The organism is Clostridium sp. AM34-9AC, assembly GCF_003480225.1.
GTDB lineage: Bacteria > Bacillota > Clostridia > Lachnospirales > Lachnospiraceae > Acetatifactor > Acetatifactor acetigignens.
The window spans coordinates 99844-117248 of the sequence record NZ_QUIU01000002.1 but is presented as its reverse complement, the minus strand read 5'-3'; the positions used below and the strand labels follow the sequence as shown (position 1 = coordinate 117248).

The 17405-nt window shown below is 45.5% G+C and carries 16 protein-coding genes; 6 read left to right on the top strand and 10 right to left on the bottom strand.

The window, feature by feature from the left end:
• Window positions 1-63: 63 nt before the first annotated feature.
• Window positions 64-1419: an ABC transporter substrate-binding protein gene (locus tag DW835_RS01620; RefSeq protein WP_118502235.1), complete on the bottom strand. Its 1356-nt coding sequence runs from the start codon at window positions 1417-1419 to the stop codon at window positions 64-66.
• A 70-nt stretch (window positions 1420-1489) separates the two neighbouring features.
• Window positions 1490-3667: a 1,3-beta-galactosyl-N-acetylhexosamine phosphorylase gene (gene gnpA, locus DW835_RS01615; protein ID WP_118730557.1), complete on the bottom strand. Its 2178-nt coding sequence runs from the start codon at window positions 3665-3667 to the stop codon at window positions 1490-1492.
• Window positions 3668-3956: 289 nt separating this feature from the next.
• On the opposite strand from gnpA, the gene DW835_RS01610 reads away from it, so the two are divergent.
• Window positions 3957-4799, top strand: coding sequence for an AraC family transcriptional regulator (locus DW835_RS01610; protein WP_118537391.1), 843 nt, complete (start codon window positions 3957-3959; stop codon window positions 4797-4799).
• A 76-nt stretch (window positions 4800-4875) separates the two neighbouring features.
• Here DW835_RS01610 and DW835_RS01605 read toward each other — a convergent pair whose 3' ends face one another.
• From DW835_RS01605 to glnA, 5 genes are all read right to left on the bottom strand, one after another.
• Complete coding sequence (locus tag DW835_RS01605; protein WP_118730556.1) at window positions 4876-5991, bottom strand: DUF6056 family protein; 1116 nt, start codon at window positions 5989-5991, stop codon at window positions 4876-4878.
• Window positions 5992-6029: 38 nt separating this feature from the next.
• Entirely contained in the window at window positions 6030-7250 is a 1221-nt protein-coding gene (locus DW835_RS01600) for an LL-diaminopimelate aminotransferase (RefSeq protein WP_022312868.1), read from the bottom strand.
• Window positions 7251-7466: 216 nt separating this feature from the next.
• Window positions 7467-8354 (bottom strand): diaminopimelate epimerase, encoded by an 888-nt coding sequence (dapF, locus tag DW835_RS01595; RefSeq protein ID WP_118668976.1) that lies wholly within the window; start codon window positions 8352-8354, stop codon window positions 7467-7469.
• Window positions 8355-8438: 84 nt separating this feature from the next.
• Entirely contained in the window at window positions 8439-8987 is a 549-nt protein-coding gene (locus DW835_RS01590) for an ANTAR domain-containing protein (RefSeq protein WP_022312869.1), read from the bottom strand.
• A 57-nt stretch (window positions 8988-9044) separates the two neighbouring features.
• A complete protein-coding gene (glnA, locus tag DW835_RS01585) occupies window positions 9045-10379 on the bottom strand; it encodes a type I glutamate--ammonia ligase (RefSeq protein ID WP_117464793.1) in 1335 nt (444 codons plus the stop codon).
• A 196-nt stretch (window positions 10380-10575) separates the two neighbouring features.
• Here glnA and DW835_RS01580 point away from each other — a divergent pair, with 196 nt between their 5' ends.
• The gene (locus DW835_RS01580) at window positions 10576-11292 is read left to right on the top strand and encodes a hypothetical protein (RefSeq protein ID WP_181968577.1); all 717 of its coding nucleotides are present in this window, start codon (window positions 10576-10578) and stop codon (window positions 11290-11292) included.
• Between the two features lie 351 nt (window positions 11293-11643).
• The gene (locus tag DW835_RS01570) at window positions 11644-12789 is read left to right on the top strand and encodes a DUF3880 domain-containing protein (protein ID WP_118730554.1); all 1146 of its coding nucleotides are present in this window, start codon (window positions 11644-11646) and stop codon (window positions 12787-12789) included.
• Between the two features lie 68 nt (window positions 12790-12857).
• Here DW835_RS01570 and DW835_RS01565 read toward each other — a convergent pair whose 3' ends face one another.
• The 3 genes from DW835_RS01565 to DW835_RS01555 form a co-directional block, all read right to left on the bottom strand.
• A complete protein-coding gene (locus tag DW835_RS01565) occupies window positions 12858-13397 on the bottom strand; it encodes a hypothetical protein (protein WP_117464612.1) in 540 nt (179 codons plus the stop codon).
• Window positions 13394-14560: an AAA family ATPase gene (locus DW835_RS01560; RefSeq protein ID WP_118730553.1), complete on the bottom strand. Its 1167-nt coding sequence runs from the start codon at window positions 14558-14560 to the stop codon at window positions 13394-13396. The genes DW835_RS01565 and DW835_RS01560 overlap by 4 nt, the downstream gene beginning before the upstream one ends.
• A gap of 187 nt (window positions 14561-14747) precedes the next feature.
• Entirely contained in the window at window positions 14748-15125 is a 378-nt protein-coding gene (locus DW835_RS01555) for a hypothetical protein (protein WP_147353689.1), read from the bottom strand.
• Between the two features lie 611 nt (window positions 15126-15736).
• On the opposite strand from DW835_RS01555, the gene DW835_RS01545 reads away from it, so the two are divergent.
• The 3 genes from DW835_RS01545 (at window position 15737) to DW835_RS17785 (ending at window position 17367) form a co-directional block, all read left to right on the top strand.
• On the top strand, window positions 15737-16099 hold the full coding sequence (locus DW835_RS01545) for a hypothetical protein (protein ID WP_117464615.1): 363 nt from the start codon (window positions 15737-15739) through the stop codon (window positions 16097-16099).
• Between the two features lie 358 nt (window positions 16100-16457).
• On the top strand, window positions 16458-17036 hold the full coding sequence (locus tag DW835_RS01535; protein WP_118730551.1) for a hypothetical protein: 579 nt from the start codon (window positions 16458-16460) through the stop codon (window positions 17034-17036).
• Window positions 17037-17109: 73 nt separating this feature from the next.
• Window positions 17110-17367 (top strand): hypothetical protein, encoded by a 258-nt coding sequence (locus tag DW835_RS17785; RefSeq protein ID WP_147353688.1) that lies wholly within the window; start codon window positions 17110-17112, stop codon window positions 17365-17367.
• The last annotated feature ends 38 nt before the right edge of the window (window positions 17368-17405 follow it).

The following is a 17405-nucleotide window of genomic DNA, read 5'->3' as shown; positions in this document are numbered from 1 at the left end:
TACAACAGTACCGGGAACGCACTGCTGCACCCCCGGTACTATCCAGTTTCCATACTCTGGTGATTATTCAGCGATATTAAACTCTACGGTATCCTGAGCGTTTTTGATCTCTGTATCGATATCAGCGTTCTTCTGGACAACGTTGGTGATTGCATCTGTCAGTGCGCTTCTGATGTCAGAGTAGTATGCACCGTAGTCAATTCCGGGAACATGTCCGGCGAACTCTACGATATCCTTGTACACTGCCTGACCGCCGTAGAACTCATTGCCCTCATTATAGGTCTCAGACTGTGCTGCGGGCAGGTAACTTGCGATCGCTCCTGCATTTACCAGCAGATCATCGTATAAATCTACATCCGCACCAAAGGTAGCGTTCAGGAAATCAAATGCCAGATCGGTATTTTTGCAGTTAGAAGATACTGCCCAGCTTGCACCACCGCAGTTAGCGTAGTTGGTTGCGCCTTCTACATCATCTAACTTAGGCATATTCACGATTGCCCATTTACCTGCCTGATCCTCTGCTGCCTGAATGGAGGACATGATCCAGCAGCCCTGGATAACGCCTGCAGCAGTACCCTTGTTCATGGAAGCGATATACTGATCCCAGTCGGTATAATCTGCCATGATTCCTTCATCGATCAGCTGCTTATAGGTCTCGATTGCTTTCTTCAGTGCTGCGTTGTCAACCAGTGTCACCTTTCCATCCACCATGGGAGAAGCGCCTGCAGACTGTAACATCTCGATCACAATCTCAGAACCGCCGGAGCAGGTCAGCATGGGAACATCATTCGCAGCCATTACCTTCTTGGACAGCTCCATGAACTCAGACCATGTGGTATCCTTGAAATCTTCTACCTTAAGGCCTGCTGCTTCTACCATATCGGAACGGATCGCCATGATGGTAGCACCATTATCAAAAGGAATACCATAATGTGTTCCATCTACAGTGGAGTCAGCCAGCTTACCCATAGAGAACTGGGAGAAATCAATTCCGCAGTCATCCAGTGCTGTGAAGATTCCGGGATAATTGGTTGCATTTTTGTGGAAGGAATAATCCTGCATCAGGAAGATATCCGGTAATGTGCTGTAATCACCGGCTTCAGCCGCTGTGATCAGAGCAGTCTCGATATCGCTATATACCTTCTCCTGAATGTCTAACTTGAAGTTAGGATGATCCACCTGATATGCCTTCTCTGCCTGCTTCATTGCATAGACATTGAAGTTAGGATCCCAGCACCATACGGTCAGTGTCTCGTCTTCTGCGGAAGCAGTTGTTTCTGCTGCTGCCTCTGTTTCCTTGGATGCCTCGCTGGATGCTGCGCTCTGCGCATCATTTTCGGCAGGCTTGCTGCCACATCCGGCCAGCATGGACATAGCCATTGCCGCTACTAAGAGCACGCTTAATACTTTCTTTTTCATCTTAAATAACCTCCTTATACTTGTAAAGTACTTCCTTATAAAATATGAAACGCTTTTTGCCTTCCATAAGTTACCTGTCTTCGATATCGTCCACCCAACGCATTTCGCCGGGTTTCAGATCCAGCACATACGCACATTTTCCTTTGATATACAGCTCTGTGTGCTGTGCCTGTGCTGAGTTGTTGATCACTGCGATCTTGCCGGTCTTCTGGAATACCGTTACTTCGGTATCCACATTCGTTACATAGTAACGCTTCATCTCCTGCTCCATGCCGGCTGCATAATAGATTGCCCGAAGCAGAAGTCTGCAGTTCTGAGGAGAATACGGAAGACCTGCAAAATACACACTGTGTCCTCTGCCATATTCATTGACCACCAGCTGGCTGTATTCCCCATCCATCGCAAGGATCTGATAATGTCCGCCCTGTGCATAGACGCGGCTGGTGCCCTCGCCGAAATCTAAGCTTCCGTCAATATCCTCTAAGATAAAGTGATCGTCATTTTTCTCATTATATTTGTCCGTGCTGAGAGAGAAGCACATCTCGCGGTCTACACCGAGCACATCGGACAATTGGAAATATCTTCCCTGATGCTGATAAGCGGTAGGCTCACCCACACCGATGAAGCCGCCTCCCTGATCCACAAAGCGTCTGATATTGGTCAGGACCTTTTCGTCGATCCAGTTCTCCGCGCCGCTGAATGCGGTGTACGCATCCCCGACATTAATGATGACCTTGATCTCCTCAGGGATGCCATTCCTGACATCATCAAAGGAAATGAACTCGACCTCAAAAGGCATTCCGCTTAAGCATTCCAGTACTCCCTCTGCGGAATAGGTTTCCCTGTGCCAGATCGCATGATGTACCTGATTGGACATCCACCTTCTCTGACTGCCCCAGCAGTTCAGGATCGCCACCTTGAAAGGTGCCACATAGGAAGCTGTCCCCTGCATATTTTCATGGATCTCCCGAAACTGTGTTACTACATTTTGTATTTCATCAATGAAACCGGGCCAATTACTTGCCAGCTTCAGATAACCGCCATATCCGATCCTGTCCAGAGGGGACCTGAGTAATGCACGCCTTGCTTTACGCCAGTTATCCCTTGCCTCTCCGATCGGGTCACCGCCTTCGCAGAACACATCCGGGAAAAAGTAAGGCAGCAGCCGTCCTTCGGTATAATCCACTCCCTTGATATCAGAGATCATACGAAGCGTCACACCGCTTCCGACAGAACCTACCACTGCATCCAGTCCGATGCCCGCGAAATATTTACCGTAGGGCTCTGTTCCGATCCAATGATCTCCGAGGAACATCATAGCTTCCTTGCCATAAGAATGTACAATATCTACCAGCTCCTTCGCCAGCGCACATACCTCGATCTGCTGGAACTCTATGAAATCCAGGAACTGTTTGCTGGGAACGCGGAACATGCTGTTGTGATATCCCTGATCCACAATGTACTCCGGGCGGAATTTGTAACCTGCCCATTTTTCAAACTGTTCCAGGATATAGGGGCTCACACTTGCGCTGTATCCAAACCACTCTACAAATTTTTCCCGCTTCTTGTCATCGAAGGTCAGTGTAAACTGATGGAAAAAGGTAGTGAAGCGGACCACATCGATATGAGGATTGTCTTCACACCATTTTCTCAGCTTGTCTTTCACATACTGTTTGGTCTTGGGCTGTCTCACATCGTAAGTGAGCTGATGCGGTGTATCCTTCCAGTCATTCGTGATGAAATTGTACATGTGTACCGGATCCCAGATCAAAAATGCCAGAAAGCTTACCGTATACTCATGATAGGGGATCGTACGGATCTCCACTTCACCGGATGCCTCATCAAATTCCCATGCATCCGTCGGCACCACTTCACCGGTCGTTCTGTCGATCACTTCCCACCAACGCTTCGGATCGTCCAGCGTATTGACCTTAAGCTGCTCCGTATGGAAGCCTTCCATCAGTCGGATGCGGAGTGTTTCCCCTCTGGCGGTGATGCGGTTGCTGATCAGGTATTCCTGCTGGATCTCCTCCGGATGCTTCATTGCCCACGCATTATCCTTTCGCGTGGTATAATAAGTTGCATATTTCTTCACCGGCTCTGACAAAAGTGCTTCCGGCATTTCGGTTCCGTCACAGTCTCTTAAAGCGTCTGCACCCAGAAGATTTTTTAAGCGTATCGTTTCGTCAATGATGTCTGCATCGGTCGGCAGCGTCAGTCTTCCTGTCATCGCATGGTTTCCTCCCATCACTTTTGTACTATCTTGCAGCTGATGACTAAAGTATATCGGCTTCCTGACCTGATATCAATTTCTTTGTTGCTTGTTTTGTTATGTTTATTGCTATTTTGTTACTAAAATAGTGGATTTTTTGAAATGATTATGTATAATATGCTTATCCCAATCATACAGTTTTTTATTTTTTCGTCTTTTTTACGAATGTGTTTGTAAAATATTGTTCTTTTTATATATTCATTATAAAAAATGCTGTGAATTTGAAAAAGTGCACAATAAAATAAGATAAAGAAGGTATCTATTTATGAGTAATGAATTTGTCAATATCGGATCGGCAAACAGTTCCCCGGAACATTTCCAGCTTCGTTATATCTCCATCTCCAAATACGAAGGTGACTGGCAGTCCCTTCCGCATACCCACCACTTTTCAGAACTGTTCTATGTCCTGCGGGGCGAGGGCGCCTTCTATATAGAGAACGAAAAGGTGCCTGTGAAGACGGATGATCTGGTCATCATCAATCCCTATGTAGAGCACACGGAAAAAACACTTCCCAACGATCCCATGGAATATATCGTATTCGGTGTGGACGGACTTGCATTTTCTTTTTCCGGTGCAGGGCAGGACAATCCGAAGGGATACAGCTTCTATAGCTACGGCTCTGATAAAAAACAGTTCATCAACTTTGCCCAGCTGATGATGCAGGAATTCCGCGACAAACTTCCCGGCTTTGAACAGGTGTGCCACGGACTGCTCCAAGTGCTTCTGGTATATATTTCCCGGAAGCAGAATCTGTCCGTCATCTCTGACTCCTCCTTCCAGTTGTCCAAGGAATGTGCTCTGGCGAAGCGTTATATCGATTCCAACTATTCCCAGAACATTACACTGGATTCCCTGGCGGAGATCACACATATCAACAAATTCTATCTGGCACACTCCTTTACCGAATGTGTCGGACAGTCTCCGATCAATTACCTGACAGACCGGAGGCTGGAAGCCTGCAAGGGGCTTCTGGTGTCCTCCAATCTGTCGGTAGCTCAGGTAGCCACCAGCGTCGGCTTTTCTTCGCAGTCTTATTTCTCGCAGATCTTCCGTAAAAAGACCGGCATGACACCGCGCCAGTACCGGAGCCGGTATGCCAGAAAATAATGTGTACACTCATAAAAGACCTCACTGCCGGCGCATCTGCCGACTGTGAGGTCTTTTATAATGGACATTTATTCACTTATTTGATCCAGCCCCAGCATAATCCCAGATATTCCACCAGAAAATACATCCCCCGCAGCCATATCAGCACGGCACAGCCATAGAACATCCAGACATTTTCTTTCTGCCTGTCTGCGATTTTCCCTACCATGGATAAAATCGCACAAATCAACAAAACCATCGTTCCGAAAGCCGCCCGGTCCGGATAGTGTGGGGACAGGATCATGGCACCCCAGGACAACAGTGCCCCCAGCAATAACAGCACTGTATTTCTGCCCAGTTTTTCTTTCAGAATGCCTTTGCAGACGATCAGTGCAAATACCGTAAGCAGCAGGGCAGGGAACAGATACTCCATAACTCCCTTCGCTTCTGCGTAGCAGCGCAGATACATTCTCCACAGCAGGCTGTAGGCTTCTTCCCCCGTCTCCCCGCTGCGGACAAAATTGCCCGGTGCAGCGATCATCAGAATGGTTCCCGCCAGGCAGCTGATGTTTCCCAGATACATCCACACCGGAGCTTTTTTGTGCTCTCTGTGTCTTAACAGGATCACCAGAAGACTCAGGAGCCATACCGCAGGCCCCATATTCTCATTGCTCCAGCCTGCGATCAGTCCCAGTGGAAGGATCCAGATAACGATCCCCGGCAGATTTTTCTCCTCATATTTCAGATAGCAGAACAAAAATGCCAGCAGAAAACCCGCCATATACAGATAATTCGCTGCTCCGGCTTCCCAGAACATACTCATTTTCCAGTTGGCATTCAGCCCCAGGATCATCCCCAACGCTGCAAACCAGTACGGGAGCTTACGTCTGTCTGCTATCATGCAGGCCAACCATCCCAACAGCAGTGTCATTCCTGTATTCAGGATATCCGCCCAGTGTTCTCCGGCCAGCAGGATCAGCTGCAGCAGTGCATGCGCCATGCTTCTGCCGCCCCAGTTAAAATAATGCCAGATCTGCGCACGGATAATGTCACTGAGATTCCGGATCGGTGTATCCGCATACAATACCGTCGAATACCACTCATCATCCATCATAAATTCGATCTCATAGTTGACGCGCCACACGATCAGTGCTGTCAATGCGATCAGTACCGGGCTGATCCACCGGATTGCTTTTTTCTGCTTTTCCTGCATATATCTGCTCCATTCCTCTTATGGCAAAGAACGGCTGCCTATAACTGAATCTTCTTCAGACGATCCACTGCCTCCACGGTATTCTCATAGCTTCCGAAAGCCGTCAGACGGAAATAATGCTCTCCGCTGGGTCCGAAACCGGATCCGGGCGTACCCACCACGTTGACATTCTCCAGAAGGTAATCGAAGAACTCCCAGCTAGTCATGCCGTTAGGCGCTTTCAGCCAGATATAGGGAGCGTTCACACCGCCGGATACCGTGAAGCCCGCTTCCTGCAAGCCCTTCAGGATATACTGTGCGTTGTTCATGTAATAAGCAACCTGCTCCTTCAGCTGTGCCTTGCCTGCTGCAGAGTATACTGCCTCACCGGCGCGCTGTACGATATAGGGTGCTCCATTGTATTTGGTGCCGTGTCTTCTTGCCCACAGTGCATGGAGGCTCACATCCCCGCTCTTTAAATCCTTGGGGATCACGGTAAAGCCCAGACGTACTCCGGTAAAGCCGGCATTCTTGGAGAAGGAACGGAACTCGATAGCACAGGTTCTGGCTCCTTCACATTCATAGATACTGTGAGGCACATCCGGTTCGGAAATATATGCTTCGTATGCCGCATCATAGAGAATGACAGCGCCTACCTTATTGGCATAGTCCACCCACTCCTGCAGCTGCGCCTTGGTAATGGTGGCACCGGTAGGATTATTGGGGAAGCACAGATAGATCAGATCCGGGGTCTCCTTCGGCAGTTCCGGTGCAAAACCGTTCTCTGCCAGACAGGGCATATAGATCACATCACTCCAGGTCTCGGACTTCGGATCGTAAGTGCCGGTTCTGCCCGCCATAACATTAGAATCTACGTATACGGGGTAAACGGGGTCACATACTGCAATCTTGTTGTCCAGACTGAAGATTTCCTGAATATTGCCGCAGTCACATTTTGCTCCGTCCGATACAAAGATCTCGTCCGGTGCAATGTCACAGCCTCTTGCCTTATAATCATTCTCTGCAATGGCATTGCGCAGGAATTCATAACCAAGGTCGGGAGCGTAACCATGAAAAGTCTCCGCTTTTCCCATCTCATCCACTGCACCGTGCAGCGCATCAATGATAGCGGGTGCCAAAGGCTGTGTCACGTCACCGATGCCCAGACGGATGATCTTCTTGTCCGGGTGTGCTGCGGAATACGCACTTACCTTTTTGCCGATGGTGGAAAATAAATAGCTTCCGGGAAGTTTTAAATAGTTGTCGTTTACTTTAAACATAGTACGTTCTCCTCTCTATTATCCCTGGTGCAGTATTGCTGTCACCTTGCTGGCTTAAATAAGCAATTTTTCCGCACTACGTGCTCTCAAAATTGCAACGAACATTCGTAATCCGGGCTGATCGCCCTACTTACTTATGTTCGTTTACTCCTCTCATAGAAACACGTCTTTGTCTGCAAGCAGCCACGTCGTGTTTCTATGGAGGTGTTTATTCTATCAGATGGAGTACGGGTCCACTTCACCTTCAAATACGATCTTCGCAGGACCGGTCATGTAGACCAGATTCTCCTTGCGGTCCCATTTGATGTGCAGTTCACCGCCTAATAGTTTAACAGTTATTTCCTCGTCCGTCAAACCATTTAGTACACAAGCCACCGCCGTGGCGCAACATCCGGTACCACAGGCAAGGGTCTCCCCGGTGCCTCTCTCCCAGACGCGCATAAACACATTTTTCCGATCCAGAATCTCTACGAATTCGGTATTGGTCCGGTTAGGAAAACAGGTATGATGCTCAAACTTCGGGCCGATCTTCTCAATGTCAAGATCCTTTACCCCTTCCATAAATACGATGGCATGGGGATTGCCCATGGATACACATGTCATGTGGTATTCCGTGTCGTCTACCCTGATGGGAGCATTCACTACCGCCGGTCCGTCTGCCGTCTCCTGTGTGGCTTCCACTGTTACCGGCACCTCTGCCGGAGCAAGGATGGGATTTCCCATGTTCACCTGTACCAGCGTCACCTGTCCTCTGTCCGTGGCGGTCTTTCCCTCCACGGTGAGTTTCAGATATTTTATTTTGCCGGCGCTGACGATGGTAATGTCCTTCTTGTCCGTCAGTCCCTTGTCGTAGACATATTTTGCCACGCAGCGGATGCCGTTGCCGCACATCTCCGAACGGCTGCCGTCCGCATTGTACATTTCCATCTCAAAATCCGCTTCTTCCGCCGGATTGATAAAGATCACACCGTCGCCGCCGATTCCGAAATGTCTGTCACTTAAGCTTCTTACGATCTCCGGCTTCTCTTCCGGTGAAAGCTTCTCCGTAAAGCCGTTGACATATACATAATCGTTGCCGCAGCCCTGCATTTTTGTAAATTTCATGGATTGCTGTTCCTCCTGTTGTTCTCTTTCACATATCCTGTCTGTAACGTCCGGATCCCTGTAAGCATTTCCGGGCCGTCCTGCTTACTCCGTCATCATGGACAATACCATCTGTGCCGTCTCCACCAGATTGGTACCACTGTCCATACTGGTCTTCTGAAGGTAGCGGTGGGCTTCTTCTTCCGTCATATGATTTCGTGCCATCAGTAATTCCTTGGCATCCTTGATTGCTTTTTCATCCGCTGCATTCCGTACTTTCGGCTGCATACGGCGTTTTCTTCTGCGGCGTTCCACACCTTCCACCATCAGGTTCACGGTATTGATCAGGTCCTGTACCTTTAACGGCATGGAAAGACATACGATGCCATTGCCATAGCATTCACTGATCAGATTCTGGGATGCCATCAGCAGCATCTCGAAACCTTCCGGCAGATCTTCATGTAGTTCTGTGTATATCATGTCCGCCAGCTTGTAGCTGCAGATCACAATACCGTCGTTCAGACCGTCCGCCTGACTGATAGCCTGAGTGCCTGTGGTACAGATACCCGTGACCTGAAAGCCACTGCGCACCAGAATATTCTTGACGCCTTTGGCTTCCTCCAGCTTCGGCAGTACGACAATAATGTTCGTCATCGGCCCACCTCCTTTCTTCTGTGTTTTTTATATCATCCTACAAAAGAAAGGAATATTTTAATACTTGTACAGATACTCCTGAATCTCCCACTCGGATACCTGAGAACGGTACTCATGCCACTCTTTCCGCTTGGCATCGATGTATTTTCCGGCAATATGATCTCCAAGCACTTTCTGAATGAAAGTATCCTTCTCCAGTTCCTCCACTGCCTCCAGAAGTGTGCCGGGCAGCTGATCGATATGCAATTCCTCACGCTCTTTTTCTGACAGGGCAAAAATATTGGCATTGATGCTCTGAGGCGGCTCTATTTTCTCCCGGATGCCCTCTAATCCTGCACTCAGGCAGACTGCCAGTGTCAGATAAGGGTTAGCAGCAGAATCGGGACTACGCAGCTCGATACGGGTGCCCTCTCCGTCTGCAGCAGCCGGAATACGGATTAAGGGGCTGCGGTTCGTCGTGCTCCATGCAATGTAGACCGGTGCCTCGAAACCGGGTACCAGACGCTTGTAGGAATTCACCAGCGGATTCGTAATGGCTGCCATTCCTTTGATATGTCTCATGATACCACCGATGAAATAGTAAGCCTCTTCGCTCAGACCATTGGGATCGGAAGCATCCTGGAAAATGTTTTTTCCATCCTTCTGCAAGGACATATTGATGTGCATGCCGGAACCGTTGACACCGAACTTAGGCTTCGGCATAAAAGTAGCGTGCAATCCATGACGTCTCGCAATGGTGCGTACGGCCATCTTGAAGGTCATGATGTTGTCTGCGGTATTTAATGCCTCATCGTATTTGAAATCAATCTCATGCTGGGCCGGAGCCATCTCGTGATGGGAAGCCTCGATGACAAATCCCATATCCTCCAGATTCATGACAATGTCACGACGGGCATTTTCGCCGAAATCCAGGGGACCGATGTCGAAATACCCTGCCTGCTCATGGGTGTTGGTGGTAGGCATGGTATTTTCGTCCGTATTAAATAAGAAAAATTCACACTCGGGGCCTACCTCAAAAGTATATCCCATGTCCTCTGCCTGCTGCACCGCACGCTTTAACACATAACGGGGATCTCCCTCGAAAGGCTGTCCGTTGGGACGATATACATCGCAGATCATACGGGCCACTTTGCCCTGCTGGGGTCTCCAGGGAAAAATCTCCAGTGTCGACAGATCCGGATACAGATACATGTCGGATTCTTCAATCCGTGCAAAACCGTCAATAGCCGAACCGTCAAACATACATTTATTGCTCAATACGCGGTCCAGCTGGCTGGCTGTCACCGCAATATTTTTCAGATTGCCGAACAGATCCGTGAACTGCAGACGGATAAATTCCACATCCTCTTCTTCCACAAGACGGATGATGTCTTCCTTGGTATAATTATTCATCGTTACCCTCGTTTCTGCGCCGCCTGTCTGCTCCTTTTCCACGGGGCGGACGCATCCGTGAAAAATACTTGTTTTAACTATAGCAATGCCTGTTTTGTCTTGTCAATGTGAAGTTCTCCTTATTTGCTGTACTATGAGTACCGGCCTCCGCATACTATTTATAAAGATCATCCCATCATTCCAAGGAGACTTAAGAATGAGTGCAAATACAAAGATCGTTGTCCTTCGCAGAAAAGAGCTGCTGTATACCGGAATCTTCGCTGCGCTGGGAGTGCTGTTCGTCATATTACTGTTAATGTTATTGCTGCCCGGAAAAGCTGCGGATACCTCCGGGGCACCGGATTCCCCTGACAGTACTGCCGAGACCGTTATGCCGGACAATGTGGCGGATCTCGGACGTATCCCGCAATCCGCACAGACGGAGGATGTCTCCACCGGGGCCGTTGCCGATACCGACGCTGTTCTGGATAATGCTTCCGGGCCTGTCGGTACTGCCAATACATATATCCCGGGAATCTACACCACGGAGCTGATCCTCGGCAGCGAGACCGCAAATGTAGAGGTCATCGTAAACGACCACGCCATCACATCTTTAAGCCTGGCAGATCCCGATGAGACCCTGACCACCATGTATCCACTGCTGGAGCCCACCATGGATTCCCTGAGTGAGCAGATCTGCGAGACGCAGGATCTGAGTCAGGTGACGTATTCTGCGGAGACCAGATATACTTCCCTGGTGCTGCTGGAAGCCGTTAAGGCTTCACTGGAAAAAGCAAAGCCCAGTGCCACGCCGGAAGCAACCTCCACCCCGGCAGCTTCCCCGGAGAATTCAGCGTCCACTTCACCGGAAACGGATGGGAAAACCGCGGAACCTACGAAGATGCCGACAGCGGATATCAATCCGGCAGCATAAACACTTAGAAGCTTTGGCACACTACATCCACTGTACACAAAAATAAATGCTGACGCAAAAAAGGGCGCATGCCTCCCGGCATGCACCCCGTTGTGCGTTTTATTGTAATATTTTGTTTGCAACACTGGGTTTATTTTATACTATTTGCAGAGGAGATGCAAGGGAAAATTATTTCTCTTATTTGTATATATTGCAACATTTTCATTAAAAGTATTTTTGTTCAAATTAATTTTAATAAAATGCTTTTGAATAAATCTAAGTACAAGGTTTTCCTTGCCATTTTCGTATATATGTCCCATAATATTTTTATCAACATACAAAGGGGTTTCCCGCCTCAACACGGAGATTTCCATGAACATTTTATTTTACGATATGGGAAGTTACACGTATCAGGATACGCTGTATTATCTGAAGCAGCTTGGTCATACCTGCAAAACGTTATATTACCACTTCCCCAATAAATTCCATGACGATTTTTTCTGTGACCGCTTTGAGAAGCAATTACAGTCCGATTCCTACGATGCCGTCATGAGCATTAACTTCTTCCCGCTGGTCGCAACGCTGTGCCATGCGCATCAGATTCCCTATCTGGCATGGTGCTATGACAGTCCGCTGGAAGAAAAATTGGAAGAGTGCTTCTCCTACGATACGAATCGCATTTTCCTGTTCGACCGTATCGAAGCCGAGCATTATCAAAGCCTCGGATATTCCCGGGTGTATCACCTGCCCCTGGCCGTCAATACGGACCGGTTGGACAGACTGCAGTTTTCCCCTGCACAGATGCAAAAGCACCGCTGTGATGTCTCCTTTATCGGCCATCTGTACGAATCTCCCCTGCAGGTACTTCTGTATTCTGCGGACGATTATATCAAAGGTTACATCGAAGGAATCCTCCAGGCTCAGCTGCGGGTATACGGGTATTATTTTATTGATGAATTGATCACGGACGAGCTGTTGGATTCCGTGAATCAGTCTTTCCGGAAAATAGGGCAGACTTCCCTGACCTTGAACCGCAGAGGATTATCCTTTGCCATAGCCTCAGAGATCACGAACCTGGAACGGTGTTTCCTGCTGGAGCAGATGGGCGAATTGTTCAACACCCACTTCTATACTACGAAACCGCATTCCCTCAGTGACCATGTCATCTCCCTGGGTCCGGTAAAATATATGGAAGAAATGCCCTGTGTCTTCCGCTACAGCAAGCTGAACCTGAACCCCACACTGAAAAGCATCCAGTCCGGTATTCCCCTGCGTGTTCTGGATATCATGGGAGCGAAAGGTGTGCTCCTGTCCAACTTCCAACCGGAACTCGTAGAATATTTCGAGGACGGCCAGGATCTCATCCTCTACAGCAGCATGGAAGAAGCTGTGGAGAAGGCTGCGTATTACCTGGAGCATGACGATATCCGGGAACAGATTGCACAAAATGGGTATGAGAAGATAAAAGAATACTTCACCTATCCTGATCGTATTCAAAAAATGCTGGCGACTATTTAAAACCTAAAAGGACATCATCAATCCCACTAATGATGTCCTTTTTACTACAATATGTAATTATACAATGTCTACTTCAGTAAATCCGCCAGATATATCTCTCCTTTTTTTAAAATCCTTTTTTTCTTGTATTCCTGAATCGTACTAACCAACATATCAATATCTGCAAAATACTCCCGAACAAATTCTCGGCTTTTAATCTTGTCCTTCATTTTTAGTACCTGTTTACAAAAAACACTAGGTGACATAGAACTGGACTTTTTCATGTACTCTTCGTATTTATCTTCCGCCAAAATTAATAGCATCTCAATTTCAGGAGATGTTACCACATTAATAATGTTATCCACTTTGTGTTCATATGCAAGACTTAATCGAAACCCTTCTGAGTGCGAATCCAAAACCCGAAGTACTGTAATTTTACTCTTAAATTCTTTTCTTAAATATCGCTGTTCAAACACTTTTGCGCTTCTGCAGCGGATAACTTCTTCATTCAGCATTTGTTCCCGCGTGAAAACAAGCAGGTTATTGTCCACAAGCATATCAATAATAGCAGTCTCAGCACCACCTTCGCAGATACATGCAACTATTGGAGATAAAGATGATTCTATCATTTGTTATCCTCCACTATAGTACCTGAAGCCAATGTTTTCTTCAATCTCATAGATGCCTCATAGGAAGGAACCGTCCCTTCCAGCATCCCACTCTGAAATACATCACTTTTTTTAATGTCATTTCGTTTTAAAATATGATGTAATTTTTGGATTGAAATTCCATCGTTATTTCTGGTCACGTAAATTCCGTCATTTCTATCTAACTCATCCAACAGCTCAACGTAATGAGTAGAATAGATTAATGTTGCTCCTCTTTTATTGACTTTCTCGTCCATGAAAAATCTAATCAGGGTTGCGACAATCTCCTTATTGAAATGATTTTCAATCTCATCAACGAGAAAATATCCACCTTTAATCAGCGCCATCCATGCCTGCATAAATATGTTCAGTCCCTTAATGGTGCCCGACGACAAATAGTGGCTTATGTTCTGTATTCCGCGCATAGAAATCGGCTCTTTATATTTCTTAAATTTAACAATTAATTCTGTTTCATTCGGATTAAATTTAATATATTCTATACTAGGATCAAGAAACTGAATTAAAGCAATCGGAAAATCCCCGAATGAATTCAAAATATTAAAATCTGTCCATTCTGTCATATCTCTAAAGAAAACATTTCCGGACTTTCCTAAAGCAATGACTATGCTAACATCATCCTTTAAAAACAAAAGCTGCTCTTCCGACGCATCTCTGGATTGATATAAATCATTATTCGCAAACTGAAATAAATTTGCCTTGGAAGTTATGGATCCCGCCTTACGAATATAAAGTCTCTCATGTAAAATGGTATATCTATCGACCGCGCCCTCCTCTTTTGTTACACCGATAACTGTCTCTAACAAACATACACCGGCTTTTTCATCATAAAAATATGTCTTTAATACTACTTTTGTAGATTTTTCCAAAATTACTTTGGTATCAATGGTATTGATTGCCTCCGCATTAAGCAAACTCATAACAAAAGAAATTAATTTAAGGGTGGTCGTTTTTCCGGATGCATTAACACCAACAAATGATAAAACATTATTTGTATAAGTATTCCCAAATGGATTATAAAGCATTGCTGCATTATCCGGGTATACTCTCTGCTCCGCATTAAAATCAATCACCGCTTTACCTTCAAAAAGAAAGATCCCCTCTGCTTCAATTCTCAATATTCTCATCTTTGCGTCTCCCATTATATCTACATTAATTATGATTTTGTTCTATCATTTTATCATTTTTATTTCTATTTTTCAATGCATAAAAACGTTTTTACTGTTTTTATTATATCCGTATTTTTAAAATAAATTCATCAAAAATGCTGGTGACTATTTAATAGTCCCAGCATTTTTATGTAACGTAATGTTTCTAAGCCAAATGGCATTCTGCCAATACTTCCTCCACCGCAGATCTCATAGCAGCCTCCACAGTCTCCTCTGATCCCTGCAGTGATTTCAAATACGGAATATCCGGATAGTGTTCTCTTAAGTATGTCACGTATTTCCTGTCTGCGCAGTAGAAAAACATAGAAAGACTCAGTTGCTTGGATAAGTATTTCTCGTTCTGCAGGTTCTCATGCAACAAAAAGTTCACGAACTTACTGTTGACCAAATTGTAGGAAATGCCGCCCATCAAAGTCGTCTGTTCAAACCCGACAAGATCAAACGTGATGATCAGGTCGAAGGGGTCCTTGGATAACAGTTCATGGGGATAATCTTTTTCGGAATTGCATGTTACGAGTTGCACACTATAATTCTGTTTAAGGTCATCACATAGTTTTTCTGCGTCATACAGGATTTTGGGTGTAATAATTAGTATTTTTAACATTAAGTCCGCTCCTATTTAGACAGTGCATGATCCAGCCATTTCCGCGATCTTTCTCTCTCCTGTCCTAACTTTTCACACACACTATCATAATTGATTTTTTCGAACAGTTTGTATTTGAAATACTTATGCTATACTCGTAATTCCGCCAGTCAAAAGCTCTGGCATAGTGAGTCACGCTACCGACATCAATACCAACAATTAAAGTTTTTTCAGTTATGGGTGCAATCTTTGCGTTTTGTGTGTTACAATTCATTTTAGATACCTCTCTATTTAATAAGATTTTTACTAACCGCCTAAGTCAGTAATCTTATTTTATACTGAGGTATTTTTTTCTCAACCTTCTTTCTTGGAATTCCCTATATTTGAATTATACAGGAAGCTCCTTTAGTATATGTTATATATGCCATATTATCAACGAAGCAATCTCACATTGCACGATATTTATTAAAAACAAATTATTCAAACTGCTTTTAATAAAAAGCTTTTGAATAATCATCTACAACAAGCTTTTCTATACTATGGAGATTTACATGAATATTTTGTTTTACGATATGGGAAGCTATACCTACCAGGATACGCTGTTCTATCTGAAGCAGCTCGGACATACCTGTAAGACGGTATATTACCACTTCCCCAATAAATTCCATGACGATTTTTTCTGTGACCGCTTAGAGAAACAATTGCAGTCCGATTCCTGCGACGCCGTTATGAGTATCAACTTTTTCCCGTTGGCAGCCGCCCTGTGTCACGAACATCAACTTCCCTATCTGGCATGGTGTTATGACATTCCGGCATCCCGTTACGCGCCCTGGATATTATGGGTTCCAGAGGTGTCCTGTTATCCAATTTCCAGCCAGAACTCGCAGAATATTTCAACGATGGGCAGGATCTGATTCTCTATAATGATCTCTCGGAATCCTGAGTGATCATGCCAGCAAAACTCTGGCATTGAACTTTGACAAGTAAATATTATTCTTGAACGTAAAAATAAATGCAAGAAATAAACATAACTGTCGCTATGTTTCAAAAAATGAGATATAATAATCTATAGGATTATGCTATATTCAAAATCAACTTTTTCAGGGGTGATTCAGGTGGCAAATCCCATGCATCCAGATGCTGTAACATCAGGATGTGATAGAGACGGCAGTACCACATCTTAGTTGAGCGGTGTCTGCCGTCTTCTAATTTAAAGTCTAATTTCTCGCGTTTGTTAGAACGCTCAGCAGAAGTCCTTCCTCTCTTGCTCAAATGCTCACTTTCGATACATCAGGTATTGAACTTTTTGTTACAGAAAACAATCCCAAAATCCTGAATGCTCTGATTAAAAAACTCAAGGCTTTCTATAAAGACAAACTCAACATTGATCCTTACAAGATGGCTTATGGTCTCATACCCCCACAGACTGTTTCCTGCCCGGATGCCAAACAAATGTATATCAACGGTCACTTCTACTATGCTGATAAATTTGCCGTTCTTACCAATGGACTAGGCATCGTCCGCCATATCGTTTTTCTTGATGATGAAGCTTTCAAAGCCTCCCATCCTGATCTTGTTGTTGAAAAGAAAACGGATTCTCCTGATGAGGATAAATCTGTAGGGGATGCCTCTGCTTTAGTTCCCGTTTTAAACTTCCATTTTTCAAAGGCTTTGATCCCATACAATTCCAGAAACGAAAGTGATTTAAAAAAAGTCGGTTACAATGCTTATGGTTATCCTACCTACCTGTCCAAACGATTCTTCCCTCGATATGAAATACTGCGGTGTTACCAAAGAAAAAGGACGTTCAGGCCGTATCAAATGAATCTGTCCGAAAATGCGCTACAATAAAGGCTGGATCTGTGATTGTAAAAATCCCTGCAGTACCGCCAAAAGTGGACGAACAACTTATACTTATGAAAACATGGATTTACGTATATTCCCCGGTATCCAGCATGATTCCGATGAATGGAACCGCACTTATAAAATAAGAACGATTGTTGAGCGTGCCATCAATCATTTTAAAATCAACATGTGCATCGCTGGAAGAAAGACAAGGAACCATACCACCACACAAGCAGATGTCTTCCTGGCCGGTATCGCCAGCCAGTTAACGGTAATCGTTGCGAACGCGATGAGTTGTCCACAATACATTCGAAGCCTGAAACCTTTAGTTGCCTGAAAAAATATTCAATTGTCATAATGCTGTCAGGGCTTATT

What these genes read in the sequence shown, in the direction of transcription:
- DW835_RS01620 (WP_118502235.1), bottom strand. Translation starts at nt 1,419, where the DNA reads ATGAAAAAGAAAGTATTAAGCGTGCTCTTAGTAGCGGCAATGGCTATG.
- gnpA (WP_118730557.1), bottom strand. Translation starts at nt 3,667, where the DNA reads ATGGGAGGAAACCATGCGATGACAGGAAGACTGACGCTGCCGACCGAT.
- DW835_RS01610 (WP_118537391.1), top strand. Translation starts at nt 3,957, where the DNA reads ATGAGTAATGAATTTGTCAATATCGGATCGGCAAACAGTTCCCCGGAA.
- DW835_RS01605 (WP_118730556.1), bottom strand. Translation starts at nt 5,991, where the DNA reads ATGCAGGAAAAGCAGAAAAAAGCAATCCGGTGGATCAGCCCGGTACTG.
- DW835_RS01600 (WP_022312868.1), bottom strand. Translation starts at nt 7,250, where the DNA reads ATGTTTAAAGTAAACGACAACTATTTAAAACTTCCCGGAAGCTATTTA.
- dapF (WP_118668976.1), bottom strand. Translation starts at nt 8,354, where the DNA reads ATGAAATTTACAAAAATGCAGGGCTGCGGCAACGATTATGTATATGTC.
- DW835_RS01590 (WP_022312869.1), bottom strand. Translation starts at nt 8,987, where the DNA reads ATGACGAACATTATTGTCGTACTGCCGAAGCTGGAGGAAGCCAAAGGC.
- glnA (WP_117464793.1), bottom strand. Translation starts at nt 10,379, where the DNA reads ATGAATAATTATACCAAGGAAGACATCATCCGTCTTGTGGAAGAAGAG.
- DW835_RS01580 (WP_181968577.1), top strand. Translation starts at nt 10,576, where the DNA reads ATGAGTGCAAATACAAAGATCGTTGTCCTTCGCAGAAAAGAGCTGCTG.
- DW835_RS01570 (WP_118730554.1), top strand. Translation starts at nt 11,644, where the DNA reads ATGAACATTTTATTTTACGATATGGGAAGTTACACGTATCAGGATACG.
- DW835_RS01565 (WP_117464612.1), bottom strand. Translation starts at nt 13,397, where the DNA reads ATGATAGAATCATCTTTATCTCCAATAGTTGCATGTATCTGCGAAGGT.
- DW835_RS01560 (WP_118730553.1), bottom strand. Translation starts at nt 14,560, where the DNA reads ATGAGAATATTGAGAATTGAAGCAGAGGGGATCTTTCTTTTTGAAGGT.
- DW835_RS01545 (WP_117464615.1), top strand. Translation starts at nt 15,737, where the DNA reads ATGAATATTTTGTTTTACGATATGGGAAGCTATACCTACCAGGATACG.
- DW835_RS01535 (WP_118730551.1), top strand. Translation starts at nt 16,458, where the DNA reads ATGCTCACTTTCGATACATCAGGTATTGAACTTTTTGTTACAGAAAAC.
- DW835_RS17785 (WP_147353688.1), top strand. Translation starts at nt 17,110, where the DNA reads ATGGATTTACGTATATTCCCCGGTATCCAGCATGATTCCGATGAATGG.